Annotated in this window: 10 protein-coding genes; 6 read left to right on the forward strand and 4 right to left on the reverse strand. The window is 40.5% G+C overall.

What is annotated here, in order from left to right; translation table 11 throughout:
- The first annotated feature begins 23 nt into the window (after positions 1 to 23).
- Positions 24 to 2,720 (forward strand): sensor histidine kinase, encoded by a 2,697-nt coding sequence (locus CTT31_RS20775; RefSeq protein WP_260492424.1) that lies wholly within the window; start codon positions 24 to 26, stop codon positions 2,718 to 2,720.
- A gap of 166 nt (positions 2,721 to 2,886) precedes the next feature.
- Here CTT31_RS20775 and CTT31_RS20780 read toward each other — a convergent pair whose 3' ends face one another.
- The 3 genes from CTT31_RS20780 to CTT31_RS20790 all read right to left on the reverse strand — a co-directional run bounded on the left by CTT31_RS20780 (position 2,887) and on the right by CTT31_RS20790 (position 6,373).
- Positions 2,887 to 4,119, reverse strand: a complete 1,233-nt coding sequence (locus tag CTT31_RS20780; protein ID WP_260492425.1) for a DUF642 domain-containing protein — start codon at positions 4,117 to 4,119, stop codon at positions 2,887 to 2,889.
- A gap of 253 nt (positions 4,120 to 4,372) precedes the next feature.
- Positions 4,373 to 5,359 (reverse strand): substrate-binding domain-containing protein, encoded by a 987-nt coding sequence (locus tag CTT31_RS20785; protein ID WP_211857452.1) that lies wholly within the window; start codon positions 5,357 to 5,359, stop codon positions 4,373 to 4,375.
- Between the two features lie 126 nt (positions 5,360 to 5,485).
- Positions 5,486 to 6,373 (reverse strand): LysR family transcriptional regulator, encoded by an 888-nt coding sequence (locus CTT31_RS20790; protein ID WP_211857047.1) that lies wholly within the window; start codon positions 6,371 to 6,373, stop codon positions 5,486 to 5,488.
- Positions 6,374 to 7,133: 760 nt separating this feature from the next.
- Between CTT31_RS20790 and CTT31_RS20795 the strand changes: the two genes are divergently transcribed.
- The gene (locus CTT31_RS20795) at positions 7,134 to 8,357 is read left to right on the forward strand and encodes an alpha-xenorhabdolysin family binary toxin subunit A (RefSeq protein WP_211857045.1); all 1,224 of its coding nucleotides are present in this window, start codon (positions 7,134 to 7,136) and stop codon (positions 8,355 to 8,357) included.
- Between the two features lie 89 nt (positions 8,358 to 8,446).
- Entirely contained in the window at positions 8,447 to 10,795 is a 2,349-nt protein-coding gene (locus tag CTT31_RS20800) for a hypothetical protein (RefSeq protein ID WP_260492426.1), read from the forward strand.
- A gap of 492 nt (positions 10,796 to 11,287) precedes the next feature.
- On the opposite strand, the gene CTT31_RS20805 is transcribed toward CTT31_RS20800, so the two are convergent.
- A complete protein-coding gene (locus tag CTT31_RS20805; protein ID WP_260492427.1) occupies positions 11,288 to 12,460 on the reverse strand; it encodes an MFS transporter in 1,173 nt (390 codons plus the stop codon).
- Between the two features lie 114 nt (positions 12,461 to 12,574).
- Here CTT31_RS20805 and CTT31_RS20810 point away from each other — a divergent pair, with 114 nt between their 5' ends.
- The 3 genes from CTT31_RS20810 to CTT31_RS20820 all read left to right on the forward strand — a co-directional run bounded on the left by CTT31_RS20810 (position 12,575) and on the right by CTT31_RS20820 (position 16,796).
- Positions 12,575 to 13,462: a LysR substrate-binding domain-containing protein gene (locus tag CTT31_RS20810; protein ID WP_260492428.1), complete on the forward strand. Its 888-nt coding sequence runs from the start codon at positions 12,575 to 12,577 to the stop codon at positions 13,460 to 13,462.
- Between the two features lie 102 nt (positions 13,463 to 13,564).
- A complete protein-coding gene (locus CTT31_RS20815; protein WP_260492429.1) occupies positions 13,565 to 14,674 on the forward strand; it encodes an alkene reductase in 1,110 nt (369 codons plus the stop codon).
- A gap of 319 nt (positions 14,675 to 14,993) precedes the next feature.
- Positions 14,994 to 16,796, forward strand: a complete 1,803-nt coding sequence (locus CTT31_RS20820) for an alpha/beta hydrolase family protein (RefSeq protein WP_260492430.1) — start codon at positions 14,994 to 14,996, stop codon at positions 16,794 to 16,796.
- Positions 16,797 to 16,835: the final 39 nt, after the last annotated feature.

The raw sequence follows: 16,835 nt of genomic DNA on the forward strand, positions 1-16,835 counted from the left end.
GTATTTAATGAATGGATTGTTTCATGCGTATCTTCGTATTTTTATTTCTTACTGCCCTTTCATTGCAGTTACAAGCGTTCCAATTTGAACATCTAAATGGCGTCGTTCATGACTCAAACGATAACTTTTATTTGTCCTCGCACAATGGAGTATATAGATACGATGGTCGTCATTTTCTTCCTTTAAGTAAAGCTGCTGGATTACCAAGCGGTTTAGTTCGTGATATTAAACTGCAACATAAAACTTTGTTTTCTTTGTACTCTAATGGTGACGTTTGGATCACGGATCTAACAAGTCTAGAATCTAAAAAAATAGCGTCTGTGGAAGCGACAAAACTTGCCTTAACAAACTCATCGCTTTTCACTTTAGGAAAATATGATGTTAAAAGGATTGATCTTGATTCTGGAGTAGTTAGTACAATATACAGCAGTTCAAGCCGAGTTTTAGACATTGACGCGTTTGCAAACTTAGCCTACCTAATGACCAGAGATGGTGTGTTTATAGTACAAGATGGTGTGATTAAAACTGTTGAAGCACTAAGCATTGATAACGGAAATTTAGCGGCAACACCACATGGCGTTGTTTATTTCGTTAATAATAGGATGAGTTACTACTCTACCCTACAGCAGCAGCTTATCTCTAATATGGAAATACACAATGCTGATAATATCGTGTTTGCTTCCCCCTATTTTATCTACTTTACAGATAACGAAAGTGTCAATGAAATCACACTCACAGACCTAAATATTACGAGAACCGGTATTAATACTAAGAAGAAAAACTACAGCAAGTTACATGTAGATGGTAAAAATCGGGTGTGGGGTTTAAGTCTAAACACATTCGAACCTATCGAAGTTGGTCTTAAGTCTTCTGAGTTGTCGCTAGGGTCTAAATACAACGTACTTGAAGGCGTTGCTGGAGAATTGTGGGTTGGCACTACAAAAGGCATTTTTCAAAAGGCCGACAGAAATCATTTTGAGCCATTAACTTGGTTAAATAATCAAATATCTGCACAGGCATTTGAGGTCACGGCCTTTCAACTATTCAATCGCGGTCTCGCGATAGGAACCAATGTGGGTACCTATTTTGTGGATTTAGCGAGTAAGAAAATAACAAAAGTTCATGATGATTATGTACTAAATTTTTCAGTGATCGATAATAATTTGCATATCGCAACAAATGGTTATGGGGTTGTGGAAGTTGATTCACACTTAGAATTGATCGTAGATAAAAAGCTTAGACAATTGCTTCCTAGTTTAGAAGTTTTAGACATTAATCATAGTGGGAACTATATCTATGCAAGCACCAAACAAGGGTTGTTGGTTGTTGATACACAAGACTGGACGCACCGTCTATTTGAAGACGGTGTAGTTGTCACTGACAGTTTTGTTACAGAGGAAGGCCTATTTGCAGCGACTTATGGAAAAGGTGTCTGGTTTAAACCCAATAGTGGAGTTTGGCAAAAGTTAAGCTCACCAAATTTTGTTAAGGAGTTTGTGGAGTTTAATGACAATTTGTATTTAGCGACCAACAATGGTGTCCACATTATAGAAAGAGGCGCGGATCATACAAAATTGGTACCTGGAACAAAAGCGCACTCTTTTACGATAGGAAGTCTTAAGGTACTGGGCGACAAGCTTTATGCTGCCAGTTCAGATTTTATATTTGAGCTGACAACGGCACCTTCAGTCGATCTTTATGCTCCAAAGGTAACAAGTGTCACTCTGGATGGTAAAACCTATTTGGAGTTTTCTGAACTGGTTAGTCAGCATCCAGCTATTGAGATAACGATTAGTGACTACAATTTTGTAGATCAGCATGTCAACTCGTTTGAAGCAAACATAAACGATACTGGATGGCAAAAATTGTTAGCTGCAGGAATCCAACTTAGCAATTTAAAGCCAGGAGGATACGATATTTTATTTAGGGTTGAGAATAAGGGACGCTTCAGTGATGTTACGGCGCTGACTTTTAACGTGGCTGCGCCATGGTATTCAACACCTTTAGCTATTTCAATGTATGCTGCTTTGGTCTTTATCCTAGTAATTGCGATTTCTGTGTATATATATATTTGGGTGCAGAGTTTTCATAAAGTTTTCAGGAATAATCAACGCCAATACCAAAAAGAAGACTTGAGTGATGCTGTCCTTAAAGTTGCCGAGGCTAAAAAGTTGTGTAGCGGCAATGACATTATGATTTCAGAAGGTTTAGACAAACTCGACCAAGCACTTTTGAAGCTCGAACCACTGGCACGAGGTCATGCGGCACTTGGAAAAGAAAAACTGAGCGTTGCTATCGGTATGTTGCAGGCTCATTGCTCATATATGAGTGATATGGAGCTTAATTTCAATATTTCTATTGGTGAGACACAACTTAAAAAACAGTTGGAAAAAGATATTTACAGTGTAACCTACCATTGTATTGATAATGCGCTTAAACACTCAAAAGCAACGCAACTCAGCCTGTCCATTAGCAAACAACAAGATCAAATTCACGTAATTATTTCTGATAATGGCAAGGGAATGGCGCTTTATTCACGACTTCATTTCGGATTAGGGATATATACCATAAAACAAGTTGCGAAAAGCTATAAAGCCAAGTTGAGTATTAAAAGCTCAAAAAAAGGAACTGCTATTCGCTTTGTGTTTCCTCTTTTAGAAATTGGCAGGCCGAGCAAAGAAGAAATTCAAAAAGAGGTTTTAGAGAGAATGAAGGATTAGACACGCTAACCAGTCTTTTTATCTTACAGATTTTATATGTCTTGGAAGTATCAAAGCGGCTTCGCTAAGGTCTTTACAAACTTAATCTTCTAATATAAAACAATCAACTACTTTAGCTATAAACAAAAAAGCGAGGGTTCCCCTCGCCTTGCTTAATTAGATAGACCTATTCGCAGTAATTCGCTACATACGTTAAATCGTTGATGTGCTCCGGACCATCCATAACAAAGGTCGCTTGTGCCGTATTTGGATCTAGTGTGTAGATCTTCGCGTCTTCACCTGAGTTACGGCCAGATACGTATAACGTGCCGTCTGAGCTTACTGCTAAACCCGATGCCCAATTTACACCATGCTCGCCAACGAGATCTAAAGACATGTCGCCTTTATCTAGTGTGTAAAGTGCTTTACCTGTTAGTACGTAAATCACGTTAGTATCTGCTGAATAGGCGATATCACCGTGTGAGAAGTCGTCACCTGCATAGCTTAGTTTACCAAGCACTGTTTTTGCGCCTGTTTGTATGTCAAACTCATAAAGATAGGTTTTGCTGCTTGCGAGTAATTTTGTACCGTCTGGCGTTACAGCTGAACGGTATAATGGCCATGAAATCGCATTAGCAGCTAGAGTCTGTTCTGCACTATCTAGTGAAACTTTCCAAAGTGATGATGTTTTAGTTGCACTGTCATTTTGTTCCATAAAGTAAAGTGCGCCATTGTGCGCAGCAATATTTGAGGCTGTGTTAGCGACGCCGTCAACGTATGCATAGGTACCATTAACCATGTCGAATTTATAAACATAGCTATTGCTGTCTTCACCAAAGTTATTGATGCCATACACGCCTACTTTACAGATTACTGGCGGCTCTGGAGGTGTAACTTCCTCCTCTTCTGTTACGACGACGTTGTCTAATAACGCACCATAAGAGTCAGAAGTACCTAAACCCTGAAAACGTAACTGTGTCGAACTACCTATCGCTTCAACTGTATACTCGTACTTTGTCCAGCCACGGCTCGTTGCATTCATTGTTACTAGTGTATTATCGCCAAACCATGCACGTGCGCGATTAGTTAAATCATTGTTTACCACTCGAGGTGAGTAATAAAAACTCACTTTATACTTTTTACCAGTCGTTGTAGGGATATTCTGGTAGATTGTATAATTTGCAGTCGAGTCAAGCTCTAGGTATTGGTTGCCGTCTTGAGGTACGACAATACCAAGGCTTTGTTTTTGAATTTCGAATTTGGCACCTTCTCTGCTCCAACCTTGGAGATTGTCAAATAACGCCCAATCACCAGAAATATTGCCTGATGTTTCAAACGAGCCGTTAACGACTAAATTGTCGGCTGCACTTGCTGTACCAACAACTGACATTAGCGCTAGGGTTGCAAAGTTAAGTTTCATAGCCACTCCAATAAAATAGAGTTAATGTAAATTTTTTGTTTACATTAACATCACTTAATATACTACCATTGTCGTATTTTTTAAGTTTGCGGTCAATGAATAACCGAAAAACCAGATTTTATGATGTTTTACGTCTCTAAACAGGTTTTTAAATTGATACTTTAGTATTGTTTTTGTGGCGTGAAAAATAGATGTTGAAACCTTTCCGTTATTTTGACTGAAGCTTAGGTTACGTATAACAAGGTCATTAAAGCTAGTGGTTAACGGTACATCTAAGAATGTTTGTTTGATTGCAGTAATGAAAGTCTAAGTAGTAGTTATCCTCGGAGGGTGCTTGGCCAAGTGCTATCGTATTATAAAGCAATTCAGCTCCTTTTCGGCCCATTTCATAGGGGTTTTGGCCAATATTGATTGTTGAAAGTCCCTTTCCCAAAGCTTTAAGTTGCATCTCTTCTGTATCTGCGGAAATGATCACAGCATTGTAATTCGTGATCTTCTCTTTGTAGGGTAAGACGCGCTCAATATAATTAGAGTGAAATTGGGCGAAGCCTGCTACAGCAATAAAAATCGGGGGGTTTTCATAACTTAGCAAGGTCAATAGTTGGCTTATCGCATCTTCGCGTTTACCCATAGTATAGAGTGGGCATCGTTCGTACTCTCGCCACCCCTGCTTGAGATCATTTTCTGTTTTTGTAAGGTTATCTATTGTATGTGTGGAGAGTGCATATCTAACGCCTTTAATTCTTTTATCTAAATTAGGTGTTGAGTGATGACCTGTTTGAATACAAAACGATTGAAGCGCAGCCTTTTTATAAGGCTTGGCGGCTTCTCCTAGTGCAACACCAAACGCAAAGTTATCGGTTCCTACATAGGCGAGACGGTAATCTTTATGCTCTGTTAAAAGGTCCGAGTCAAAAGTGATCACTGGGATCTTCAATTGCTTCGCCTTTTTGAGTGAACGTGACACGAGATAGTTTGAATCGGTAGTTGATATTAATAACCCATCTACCTTTTTATTCAATAGTTCGTTAATGATAAGGCTTTGCGTTCTAAAATCTTGATAGTCGTCAGCACCATCGTAGATACACTCTACATTTGGATGTTGTTTCGCAAAGTCTACACACCCTTTATACGATTGTTCATAAAAGGTGTCATTTTTAGTTTTGCCTACAACCGCAATGGTTATTTCCGCTTGAGTACTTTGGCTCAGTATCGCAAACAATATTAGCCCAAATATCAAGGTACAACGGGAGAATAGATTTTCCTTTAACTTCATGTTTAGAGTGAAATAATTTTCTTAAACTACTGCAAGCATAACGTAGATTTTTAGTAACGCAAATGAGGACAACATTCCATCTGGCGCTCACTAGTGCATCGCAGCATTTTTCAATACAAATTGATGAGCATCCATATAGCTTTTAATAGCACTTTGCGCAATTCGTATCGTCGCGGGCACATCAGTACTACCTTTATGAATGCAAAATACTTCCACTTTTTCCAGCTCGAATTCGGGATCTACTCGCTCTAGGTTATGATTATTAAATGCGATGATCTCTGGTACTAACCCGATACCCAAACCGCTTTCAATGAGCCCTATTGTATCGCTAACGGAATTGGTTTTGTGATGTGCTTTGAATGAAAGCGGTTTAACGATATTTTGTGTGGTATGGATAAATTCATAATTTGTGACTTTACCTTCCCAAGAGTTTGCAATGTAAGGAGCGGTTGTGTCGTTAAATTCACTGTCCTTTGCTTTATACAGCACGTCTCTAAATGAACCAATATATTGCTGTGATTGCTCCACATCTGCGCTTTTTCCCACTCTAACAGCAAGATCTATCCCCCGCTCTACTAGATTGAGAGGGCGATCTTCATTAATTAAATTCAGGCGGATCTTAGGATGCGCTTTAATCAGCTTACATAGTGCAGGTGCAACGATGGTTTGCATCAAAGCATAGGATGTTGTCACTGTTAACTGCCCTGCAAGTACTGATTGCTTAGATCTTGCTTTCTCCCAAGCTAATTCTGATAAATGGCTGATTTCAAGGCAGTATGCATAGAAGTCTTTACCAACGTTGGTCAATGATTGGCTTCGTGTGTTTCTATATAGTAGTGGTGTTCCTATCTCATCTTCTAGTTTCTTGAGATGTTGGCTGATCACTGATTTAGACAAAGATAACTTCTCCGCGGCTTTGGTCAGTGAGCCTGACTCTACCACCCCCTTAAATATCATCATTCTTCTTAGTTTGTTCATTTTGACTTCTCTTTTCACGTTACTTTATAAGATAAAGACCGCCACACCTAAATAAAATTACATAAATATTACATAAATTAAACATGTATTTTTAATAGTTATAAATGAAATGCACTTTTTGGTCTATACCAAATTAAGCGGCACTTTCCCAACCTAGCTAAAAGTGGTTATTGATAGTCTGCTTAATCGTTTTAGATTTAATCTTGTTTGAATTTTTAAGTCATTTAGATAACTTAAAGTAGCTGCGTTAACGGGCAGCTACTTTGATTTTTCGTAACAAGATCAGATGGCTGACAATAGATTTAATTTATTTTTTCAACAAAGAATGTGCGTCTAATTTACAGTGGTAGAAACATTGAGTTCGATTTTATGAAACAGTTTAATAAAGGTTGAATTTTGAGCGAAAGCGGCTGTAAAAATAAACTGTCGACTATCTGTCTGGAACAACACCCCCTACATCTATAGCTATGGATGGCCAGATTGTAGCTGGTTTTTGTTAACTTTCATTTACTTAATTTGTTATTTTGTAGATTGTATACTGTGGTGTTTGGTGTTATTGAAAATGCAACTAAATCCCTCAATTTGTTAGAAAGTGTAGAAGTTCTTCCATTCTCATTGTCCCTATATCAATAATATTAAAGGTACATTTGGTTAACATTTTAACTACATGCACTTTTATCTTCAGTTGCACCTTTAGAGACCAAAATAGGTCTAGTGCAACTTAATAGTTAGAACACCGATTGATTAAGGAATATGAAAGATGAAATCAATTAAGTTAAAGAAAAGCGCAATTGCTATCGTAACGTCACTCCAATTATTTGGGCTTAGTCAGCTCGCAACTGCGAATACCGACGTCCCAGAAATCTCACCAATTATGTACGATACACTTCAAGGTGATATTGAAGGTGCACCTTTGTTTGTAGATGTTGGTTCAGATGATTTTCTATTAACACAGGAGCAATGGCACACAATTCAAGTGTTCGCTCAAGCTGCTGTTGGCTTACCAAACAACGAGTCTGCATTTAGAAGTTCAACGCGCTACCCTGACAACACGCCTTTGAATAACCACTACAAAGCGTTAATGGAAACGTTTGGAGAAATCAACGCATCTGGTCAAAACTGGAATCATAATATCTACCCTAGCGTTATTGATTTAGCGACAAAACTTGCTAACTACTCAGACACTCATGCACTGTTAATTAACCCTTTTATCAGCCAATTAACCAACTTACATAACGCTTCACTTACGGGGGATATGCAAGCTGCTGAGCAGAGTCGCCAAGCCGCAATTTCATTTCTCAATACTTTTATGAGTTTTATTGATTCAAACCTGAATAAAACAGAAGAAGTGGTGAATGAACTTGTTAGTTTTCAGGGGGGATTGACTACGCATACAGGGGAATTGGAAACGCTTGAGAGTACATTTGCTGATATCTTGAATAAAGATCAGCCTGCGAATATTCGCGAAAAAATTAGTACCTTGCAAAATCGCCTAAACAGTCTTAACAACGAAAAAGACACTAAGTTGAAGATAGTTGCAGGCCTCTCTGCTGGAGGTCCTTTAGTGTTGTTAATCGGCGGCTCGGTGCTTGGCAGCCAAGTCGAAGAGCTTAAAGATGAAATAGATAAGGTTCAAGCACAAATTGATAGTTCAAACAAAGACCTAGCACATTCTGTGAGCCTGGCCGCATCTTACGAGATTGCAAAAGGTCAAGTAGATGGCATGAATGATAAGATCCTCAAAGCAATCGATAATGTGCGCTTAGTGCAAGTGCATTGGCAGTCTCTACTAGGAGATATGCGGTCACTTAAAGAAGTCTTGGAGCAACTAGACAGTGAAAATGCACTTCGAAATGCTAATGTTGTGGTAGCTGGTATTGTTTCATCTCCGCTTGCTAGTAGCGCAACAAACTCGTGGAAAGACATTTCAGACAAAGCGAGAGCATTTTTGCAAAACGCTTATCTACCTATCTCTGAGCAGTAATCAAATACAACATGCATTCCTTTCTTATTGCTATAAGGAATATATCACCGTACCTGAGCTAAATATGCTCAGGTACATAAGGAGTTACTATGAAACCAACTTTACTCAGCCTATTGATTGGCTGCGCTTTTTCGAGCCAAGCTGCGACTTGGAACGAGCTATATAATCTTGAGCTAAGTCAAAATCTACCGAGCGTTACGACTTCAAATCAACAACAGATAGACACACAAAATTATTTGGTCTCGGCCTTACATGTAAATTTGAATGACGTGCTTACCAGTGCAAGAGATCATAATACTATCGTCATTGCGGCTGACACTGTAGAAATCGACCGAAACATGATTTTCGATGCACCAAACAAACGAATTTTTATCGTTGCACGTAAAATAATGGGTAATGGTACGGTGAGTATCAATTTAGACACCCAAAATGCTCAAGCATCAACATTGGTATTTATGGCTGATAAAGTTGAGGCCAATATCAATATAATCACAGCTCATTCGCCAAGCGATGGTGAAATTGAACGTTTTAGTATTGCACCGGACTCGTTTGGTACGCTATATCAGGTAATACAAGGCAATAAGTTTGCAACGCCTGTTTCGCCAGCGTTAACGTCACTTATCTCTGTGCATAAAGAGTACTTTTTAGATGCATTTGAAAAGTCATTCGATATGGCGGCTTCTATCTATGATCAAAATCCAGCGTTGAGTATTGAGATGTTGAGCTGGCCTGAATCTATTTTAAACGCAGCTCATGATGTTAGAGAATCTTCCGTTCAAGCAAAGAATTTTTACTTGCAGCTTGCTAACTTTAAACAGTTTTTGTCGTACGCAACACTTAACAAAAACTATGTGCCTAGTCTATCCCGCGACTTTTATGAGTTAACGATTAAAGCATATATTGACGCGATGGAAGCATATCAGGATAGCTACAACAATTTTCAGCAACAAGGCCGAAGTTTAGAAAACAAGCGCCAAGATCTCACTTTGATGCAGGATAACCTATTCGACGTTGCATCTGCTGAGCAACGAATTATCTCTCGCTCTGTTGAGCAACTGACGAGCTTGGTAAAAACACTTGATGAACAAAAAGCATCATTCAGCGGACAAGAAAATAATGTCTTCTATTCAGGGGTCGAGTTTCAACAAGGAATTTTGGACTACAAACTAGATAAAATCACTGAAATTGGGCTTAAAGTACTTGAAACCGTAATTAGTGCGGGCACTGCATTTGCGGGGGCAGCTGGGGGTGACACCAGCGGTCTGAAAGACTTGGTCGCGAGCTTGCCCGCCACAATCCAAGAGATCAATGAGTTAAAAACCAAAATTGATGATATCGCGTCATTAATGGATAAAGTACAAACGGTTAGCGGCCAGTTAAACGTGTTATCGCAAAAAACCGCGGATCCGTTTTCTAGTAGTGAGCTTGCACAAGAGTTCAATCGTCTTAATTCACTGATTCCGACCAAAGAAGAGGCAAATCGAATTTGGGACGAATTTTTGATAACTGCTAAGGCACAAATGAAAAAGGCCATAGATGAAGACATTGATGGTGCACGTGACTACCTTGTTGCTATCGAAAAGTTGATTAATCATGGTAAGGCAATAGTTGCTGTAGAGATTGATATTGCCCAGGAGCAATCTAGACAGATAGATTTGCGGATCACCGCTGATGCAAAGCTTAAACAGATCAATCGTATAGATGCATTTTTACAAAACACTCAAAACAGTCTAGATGAAATTCAGGACATGGAGGAACAGCTATTCCGGACTTTGAATAATCTAAAACGTCCGATATTTGTTGCATTAACAAACTATCAGGCGGCATTTAGCTACTGGTCTCTTGATGACACCATAGTGACACCAAGCCTTAATCAAAGTTATCAAGAATACCGTCACGACTTAGCTTTACTACGTGAACAAGAGGCCGCGTCATTATTGCGTTTTAACCCTCGACCTCAAGATTTTATGCTCACCATAGAAGAGTTAGATGCGCCGCAGCAATTGCTGGATTTTGCGCAAGACGGTGAAATGAGTTTTACGCTGTCGTTGGAAGATATTGATTTTTCCCAGTTTGATCGAGTTAGATTAGACGAGGTCAATGTTGTACTAGAAGGTTCTGGGTTAAATGAGAGCCAGCGCTATGATATCGAAGTAAGATCTAGTGGTTCATATCAAGATAGGTTTAAAGGGCAACCCTATCAATTTAGTGCAGAGTCGTTATACCGATTGGTAAGTTACGAGCTGTTAGATAGTGAAACGACGCGCATAGATCCAATCACCAGTGGTGCAATCGCAAATGATTATGCAATTAATTATTTTAAACCAACTCCGTTTACCACTTGGTCAATTAAGCTGAAAAATCCACAGCTTTATGACTTAAGTAAAGTGACGAATATCAGAGTGTCGTTTAAAGGTAATGCGATCCCCAAACAATAGTGTAGCACTTGCACTTTACAGCCTAGTAGGGGCCACTTCACGTGGCGATCTGTTAGCAAAAGCTCGCAGGGTTAACCTGTTCCTACTTTGGTGAGGTTTGAATATTTGCTAAACCAGATCGCCTTTTCGTAGGAGTCACTTCACGTGGCGATCTGTTAGCAAAAGTCCGCAGGTTAAGTCTGCCCCTACTTTGTTGGGGCTTAAATATTTGCTAAACCAGATTACCTTTCGTAGGAGCCACTTCACGTGGCGATCTTTAACAAAAGCTCGCAGGATTAACCTGCTCCTATTTTAGTGTGGCTTGAATGTTGGGTAAACCAGATTACCTGTTCGTAGGAGCCACTTCACGTGGCGATCTTTTAACAAAAGCTCGCAGGGTTAACCTGTTCCTACTTTGGTGAGGTTTGAATATTTGCTAAACTAGACCGCCTTTTCGTAGGAGCCACTTCACGTGGCGATCTTTTAGCAAAATTCCTCTGGATGAGCCGCCACCTACTCTACAACTTGAGCCCTGTTATCTAGATGGCCACTAAAACGGGTTGCTAATAAGGCTGCAGCGCTAATAAGTGCCCCTACCCAAGCGGTGTCCTGCAGCGACATATTTTCAACAATTTGGCCACCTAAAACAGAACCGAGCGCAATGCCAACGTTGAAGGCAGTGATATTCAACCCTGATGCGACATCCACCGCTTTTGGACTAAACTTTCCGGCTAGCTGTACAACATAGACCTGAAGACCAGGTACATTTCCAAAAGCAAATGCTCCCCACACTAGTACTGTGATCACCACGCCTATTTTCGACTGCATGGTAAATGTCAACACAGCCAAAATGACCGAGAGTAACGCGAAGATGATGGTCAGAGCGCTTACCGGCCCTTTTTTATCGGCTAATTTTCCGCCATAGATATTGCCAACAGCAACAGATACACCATAAACCAGCATAATAATACTGACTGTAGCGGCGTTAAAACCGGCTTCCTGTTGTAAAATTGGCGCAAGATAGGTGAATGCCGTAAAGGTTCCACCGTAGCCGAGTATGGTCATAAGATAGACGAGCAGTAATCTGGGTTGCAACAATACCTTTGCCTGCTCAGATAGACTGGCAGATGCGCTTTGCTTTAGGTTCTTTGGAATTAATAAAGCACTTCCCAATAGAGCGATAACACCTAAAGCAGAAACTACTAAAAAAGTGGCTCGCCAGCCAAACTGTTGGCCAATCCAAGTACCCAAGGGGACACCTGTTACGAGCGCAACGGTCAGTCCCGTGAACATAATGGCGATGGCACTTGCCTCTTTGTCTTTTGAGACCAAGCTAGTTGCAATCGTAGAGCCAATCGAGAAGAACACACCATGAGCGAGCCCTGTCATGATCCTCGCTAAAATGAGGCTTTCATAACTTGGCGCTTGCCACGCAAGCAGATTGCCAAAGACAAAGAGTGCCATCAAGCTAAGTAATACAGATTTCCTATTCCATCGCCCTGTCAGTGCGGTTAAAACGGGCGCACCAACAGCAACGCCAATGGCATATAAACTCACCAGTAAACCTGCACTTGGCAGCGAAACTGATAAATCGGAAGCAATGGTCGGTACTAAACCAACAATGACAAATTCGGTGGTACCAATGGCAAATGCGCTTAATGTCAGCGCCAGTAATGCAAGCGGCATAAATAACCCTTTTAACGTGATAAGCAATAAGTTGGTGTAGTGTGAAAGCTTTTTTATTTGCAAAAAATAGCGAAAATGACAAAATACTTTTGTAGAAAATGAAAAGGAATACACATGACCGTTAGCTCAAAAACCGAAGATCTAGAAGCTTTTATTTGTGTTGTCGATACTGGGAGTTTTTCCGCTGCAGCAAATCTGATGGACGAACAAGTTGCAAAGGTTTCAAGAGCAGTAACTCGACTGGAAAAGTCCCTGTGTGTAACCCTATTCAATCGAACGACTCGACGGATAGAGTTAACCGAAGAAGGAGAGCTATTTTTACGCTATGCGCGGCAGGCACTCAATACCATTGAGCAAGGTGAAGAGGCGTTAAAGCTGTTACGATTTTCACCAGCTGGTAAATTAAGAGTGGATGCTGCAAGTCCTTTCGTTTTTCACCAGCTTACGCCTATATTAAAAGGTTTTAATGAGGCCTTTCCCGATATTACTTTGGAAATAACGAGTCATGACAGCATTATCGATTTGTTAGAGCATAAAACCGATATCGCAATACGAATTGGTGACTTGGCAGACTCTAATCTTCATGCGCGTTTGCTAGGTCGCAGTAAACTTCATCTTGTAGCCAGCCCTGACTATTTAAGTAAATTTGTAGGTAATGAACCACTGATTGATCTTCCATATCATAACTTGATAGGTTTTACCGATGCCCCACATCTCAACGTCTGGCCTTTACTAAGTCCGCAGCAGCTCAAGTTTTCCATTAGCGCATCCAGTGGTGAGACCGTAAGGCAATTGTGTATCGCAGGCCATGGCATTGCACTGCTATCTAACTTTATGGTGAGGCAAGATATAAAAGCCGGAAGACTTGTTGAAGTTTTTACCGAGCAAATTATTTCGCCAAATCGCAGAGAAGCAGTACAAGCCGTGTATTATCAAAATAGTGGTGTATCCTCTCGGATTTCGGCATTTCTAGACTACATTGCGCCTAGGCTCACGCTATAGTTTTTTCATTTTTTACAAATATATTTTGTATTTATTGCGGTTAATGAACATATTTTAAATCGTTAAGCTTCTCATAGTGAAAATAAACGTTGAGGAGGCCAAATGGCTGATTTATTTGAGTCGATTAACTTAGCTGGTAAAACATTGAGCAATCGCATAGTGATGCCGCCTATGACCCGCTCGCGGGCGAGTCAACCTGGGGATACCCCTAACAATTTGATGGCAACCTATTACGCACAACGTGCAACGGCTGGTTTAATTATTAGTGAAGGGACACAAATATCGCAACTCGGTAAGGGGTATGCTTGGACACCGGGGATCTATTCAGACGCCCAAGTTGCTGGCTGGAAACAAGTCACAAAACAAGTACATGATGCTGGCGGTGTTATGTTTGCGCAGCTTTGGCACGTTGGGCGCGTATCGCACAAAAGTAACACCGGTGGGATTCAGCCGATTTCAGCTTCAGCAATTCAAGCTCAGGGTGTGAAAGTTTTCATCGATGAAAATGATTCCCCTGATTTTATTCAAGCTCAAACACCTAGAGCAATGACCCAAACAGACATCAATAATGTAATGAACGAATATCGACACGCTGCACGAAACGCGATGCAAGCAGGCTTTGATGGAATTGAACTGCATGCAGCGAATGGTTATTTGATTAATCAATTTTTAGACTCTCACTCAAATCAAAGAACAGATGGCTATGGTGGCTCTGTTGATAACCGCATTAGCTTTTTGCGTGAAGTCGTAACGGCGGTGAGTGAAGAAATAGGCAGTGACAAAGTGGGCGTTAGACTTGCGCCGCTTACTACCTTAAATGGTACAGTAGATGAAAACCCTGAGCAGACATACCTCGCGGCAATTAAACAGCTAACTGTGCTCAACGTATGCTACGTACACATCGCAGAAGCGGATTGGGAAGACGCGCCAGATATGCCTCTGAAATTTAAATACGCAATTAGAGAGGCTTTTAATGGCGTGTTAATTTATGCCGGAAAGTATACGAAAGCGCGCGCCCAACAAGCTCTTAATGAAGGTTGGGCTGATATGATTGGGTTTGGTCGTCCTTTTATCTCAAACCCTGATTTGCCCTACAGGCTGGCAAATGACTTGTACTTAAACGAACATCAGCCTGAGACATTATTTGGTGGTAGCGAACAAGGTTATACCGATTACCAAATTCACGCCTCAAATCCAATAAACGTAAAATAGACAAAAAGTTAGCTTTCAATCTGCGTACGCATTAACTGGTGTGTACGCAGCTTTCATTTCAACGGCGTTAAGGTGAGAGCAATGTAGCGAACTTTTGCTCTCACTTTTCCTAAATTGTCGCTAATGATAGTGTATGCCAAAGCATATAGATTGGAGTTTAGCCTCAAAATAGGGAATAATGTCGCCAAATTAAAGACACATAAAACATTCTACATCTTATCTAAAAATGAAAAATATAATTCTATTTGCTATTGCACTTTTATGCACTAGCTCTGCTAACGCCCAGTTACCTATTGAAAGTTACGCGCAACTCCCTAATATGAGTAAAGTTTCACTCTCACCCAGTGGTAAAGCCGTTGCGTATTTACAAAATTATGATGGAAATCTAGTACTTACTGTTCATGACCTAAAAACTCATAAAAAAAACTATATATTGCAAACTGATAATAAAACGATAGCACTTGGTTGGTACGATTGGGCCAGTGATGACATGCTCTTATTTGGTGCTAATTACACCAAAGTGCAGCGAGGCGTAAAGTACACAACATCTCGTTTATTTAAATTTGATTTAAAAAACCCTACGGATGAATTGGTTCAAATCAACCGTGCTTATCGCAATGAAATTCCTGCCCAATTTCAAGACGATGTCATTAGCATACTGCCAGAACAACCAAACAAGATATTGGTACAAACTGACTTCGATATGGCAAACAAGCCGAGCGTTTATATCTTAGACATAGCTAAAGATAGACGCGAGAAAGTTGTTCGCGCAAGAAGAAAAATATCTAGCTGGATAGCCGATCAACAAGGCAATGTAAGAATGGGTTATGGGTTTGAAGGGATCACTGCCTATTATATGCTCTATGATAATGAGACGAAGGATTTAACCGATTTCTATACCTTTCAGGCTCGTGGTCCGGAAGCTATCCATATTCTTGGATTTGATAAAGACCCAAATATTATTTACCTCACCGCACTTCATAATGGTAAAAATGCGCTGTTTAAAGCAGACATTACTAAGCGCCCGCTTTTACCTCAGCTTATTTTCTCCGATCCAGACTATGATTTTGATGGCAGTCTCCTTTATTCACACGACGGTAGAGCCATAGGCTTCAGCCATTCCAATCTTGATAACTCGAGAGTCTATTGGGACGAAGACCGCAAACTCCTACAACGCTCACTCAAGGCGGCATTACCAAGCTACGACACCGTTGTAATAAGTATGAGTGCGGATAATAAAAAATACATTGCGTACGGCGATTCTGACCAAGACTCTGGTACGTACCTGATTGGTGACAGAGAAACCAGCTCTTTAGCGGGGTTAGGACGTTTATATCCAGATATTACTGGTGACAATTATCTGGGCAAACAAAGGGTATCGTTTACAGCGCGTGACGGCCTTGAAATTGAGGGTTACTTAACCTTACCTAAAGCATTCGATGCGGCTGCTCCCACAATCATCTTTCCACACGGTGGACCATACTCTCGCGACTACGCTGGCTTTGATTACTGGTCTGAACTATTGGCAAGCCGAGGCTTTGTGGTTTTCCAACCTAACTTCAGAGGCTCTTTTGGTTATGGTTTTGACTTCTTTAATGAAGCAAATCAAGGTTGGGGAGGAAAGATGCAAGATGACTTACAAGATGCGGCAAACTGGTTGGTTGCAGAAAAGTATGCACTCAAAAATAAAATTTGTATAGGTGGTGCAAGTTACGGCGGCTATGCAGCACTAATGGCTGTGGTAAAACATCCTGAAACGTTTCAATGTGCAGCAAGTTTTGCCGGTGTTACAGACTTAGAATCGATAGTCAGTCGTGCGCGCTTTTTCACAAACAAAGAGCTTGTTCGTGACCAATTTGGACAAGATACTGATAAACTTGAGGCACAATCTCCTGTTAACTACGCTAAGCAGATTAACCGCCCCGTGTTACTTATTCATGGTGATGACGATAAAGTCGTGCCTGTGAATCATAGTCGTGACATGGCAGATGAACTTGAAGATAATGACAAGAAGTTCAAATACATAGAGCTCGAGGATGGCAATCATCATCTGAGTTATCAAGCACATAGAGTGAAGACGCTTACTGAGTTTTTAGCTTTTTTCGAAAAACATCTTAAGTAGCAAAGCGCCGCAATTAGCGGCGCTTTTTATTGAGAGAGT

It is taken from the genome of Pseudoalteromonas maricaloris (genome assembly GCF_024746855.1).
In the GTDB taxonomy this organism is placed as follows: domain Bacteria; phylum Pseudomonadota; class Gammaproteobacteria; order Enterobacterales; family Alteromonadaceae; genus Pseudoalteromonas; species Pseudoalteromonas maricaloris.

Bases quoted from the DNA above. Each gene is read 5' to 3' on its own strand.
- CTT31_RS20805 (WP_260492427.1), bottom strand. From the start codon at position 12,460: ATGCCGCTTGCATTACTGGCGCTGACATTAAGCGCATTTGCCATTGGT.
- CTT31_RS20820 (WP_260492430.1), top strand. From the start codon at position 14,994: ATGAGTAAAGTTTCACTCTCACCCAGTGGTAAAGCCGTTGCGTATTTA.
- CTT31_RS20800 (WP_260492426.1), top strand. From the start codon at position 8,447: ATGAAACCAACTTTACTCAGCCTATTGATTGGCTGCGCTTTTTCGAGC.
- CTT31_RS20790 (WP_211857047.1), bottom strand. From the start codon at position 6,373: ATGAACAAACTAAGAAGAATGATGATATTTAAGGGGGTGGTAGAGTCA.
- CTT31_RS20775 (WP_260492424.1), top strand. From the start codon at position 24: ATGCGTATCTTCGTATTTTTATTTCTTACTGCCCTTTCATTGCAGTTA.
- CTT31_RS20815 (WP_260492429.1), top strand. From the start codon at position 13,565: ATGGCTGATTTATTTGAGTCGATTAACTTAGCTGGTAAAACATTGAGC.
- CTT31_RS20780 (WP_260492425.1), bottom strand. From the start codon at position 4,119: ATGAAACTTAACTTTGCAACCCTAGCGCTAATGTCAGTTGTTGGTACA.
- CTT31_RS20810 (WP_260492428.1), top strand. From the start codon at position 12,575: ATGACCGTTAGCTCAAAAACCGAAGATCTAGAAGCTTTTATTTGTGTT.
- CTT31_RS20795 (WP_211857045.1), top strand. From the start codon at position 7,134: ATGAAATCAATTAAGTTAAAGAAAAGCGCAATTGCTATCGTAACGTCA.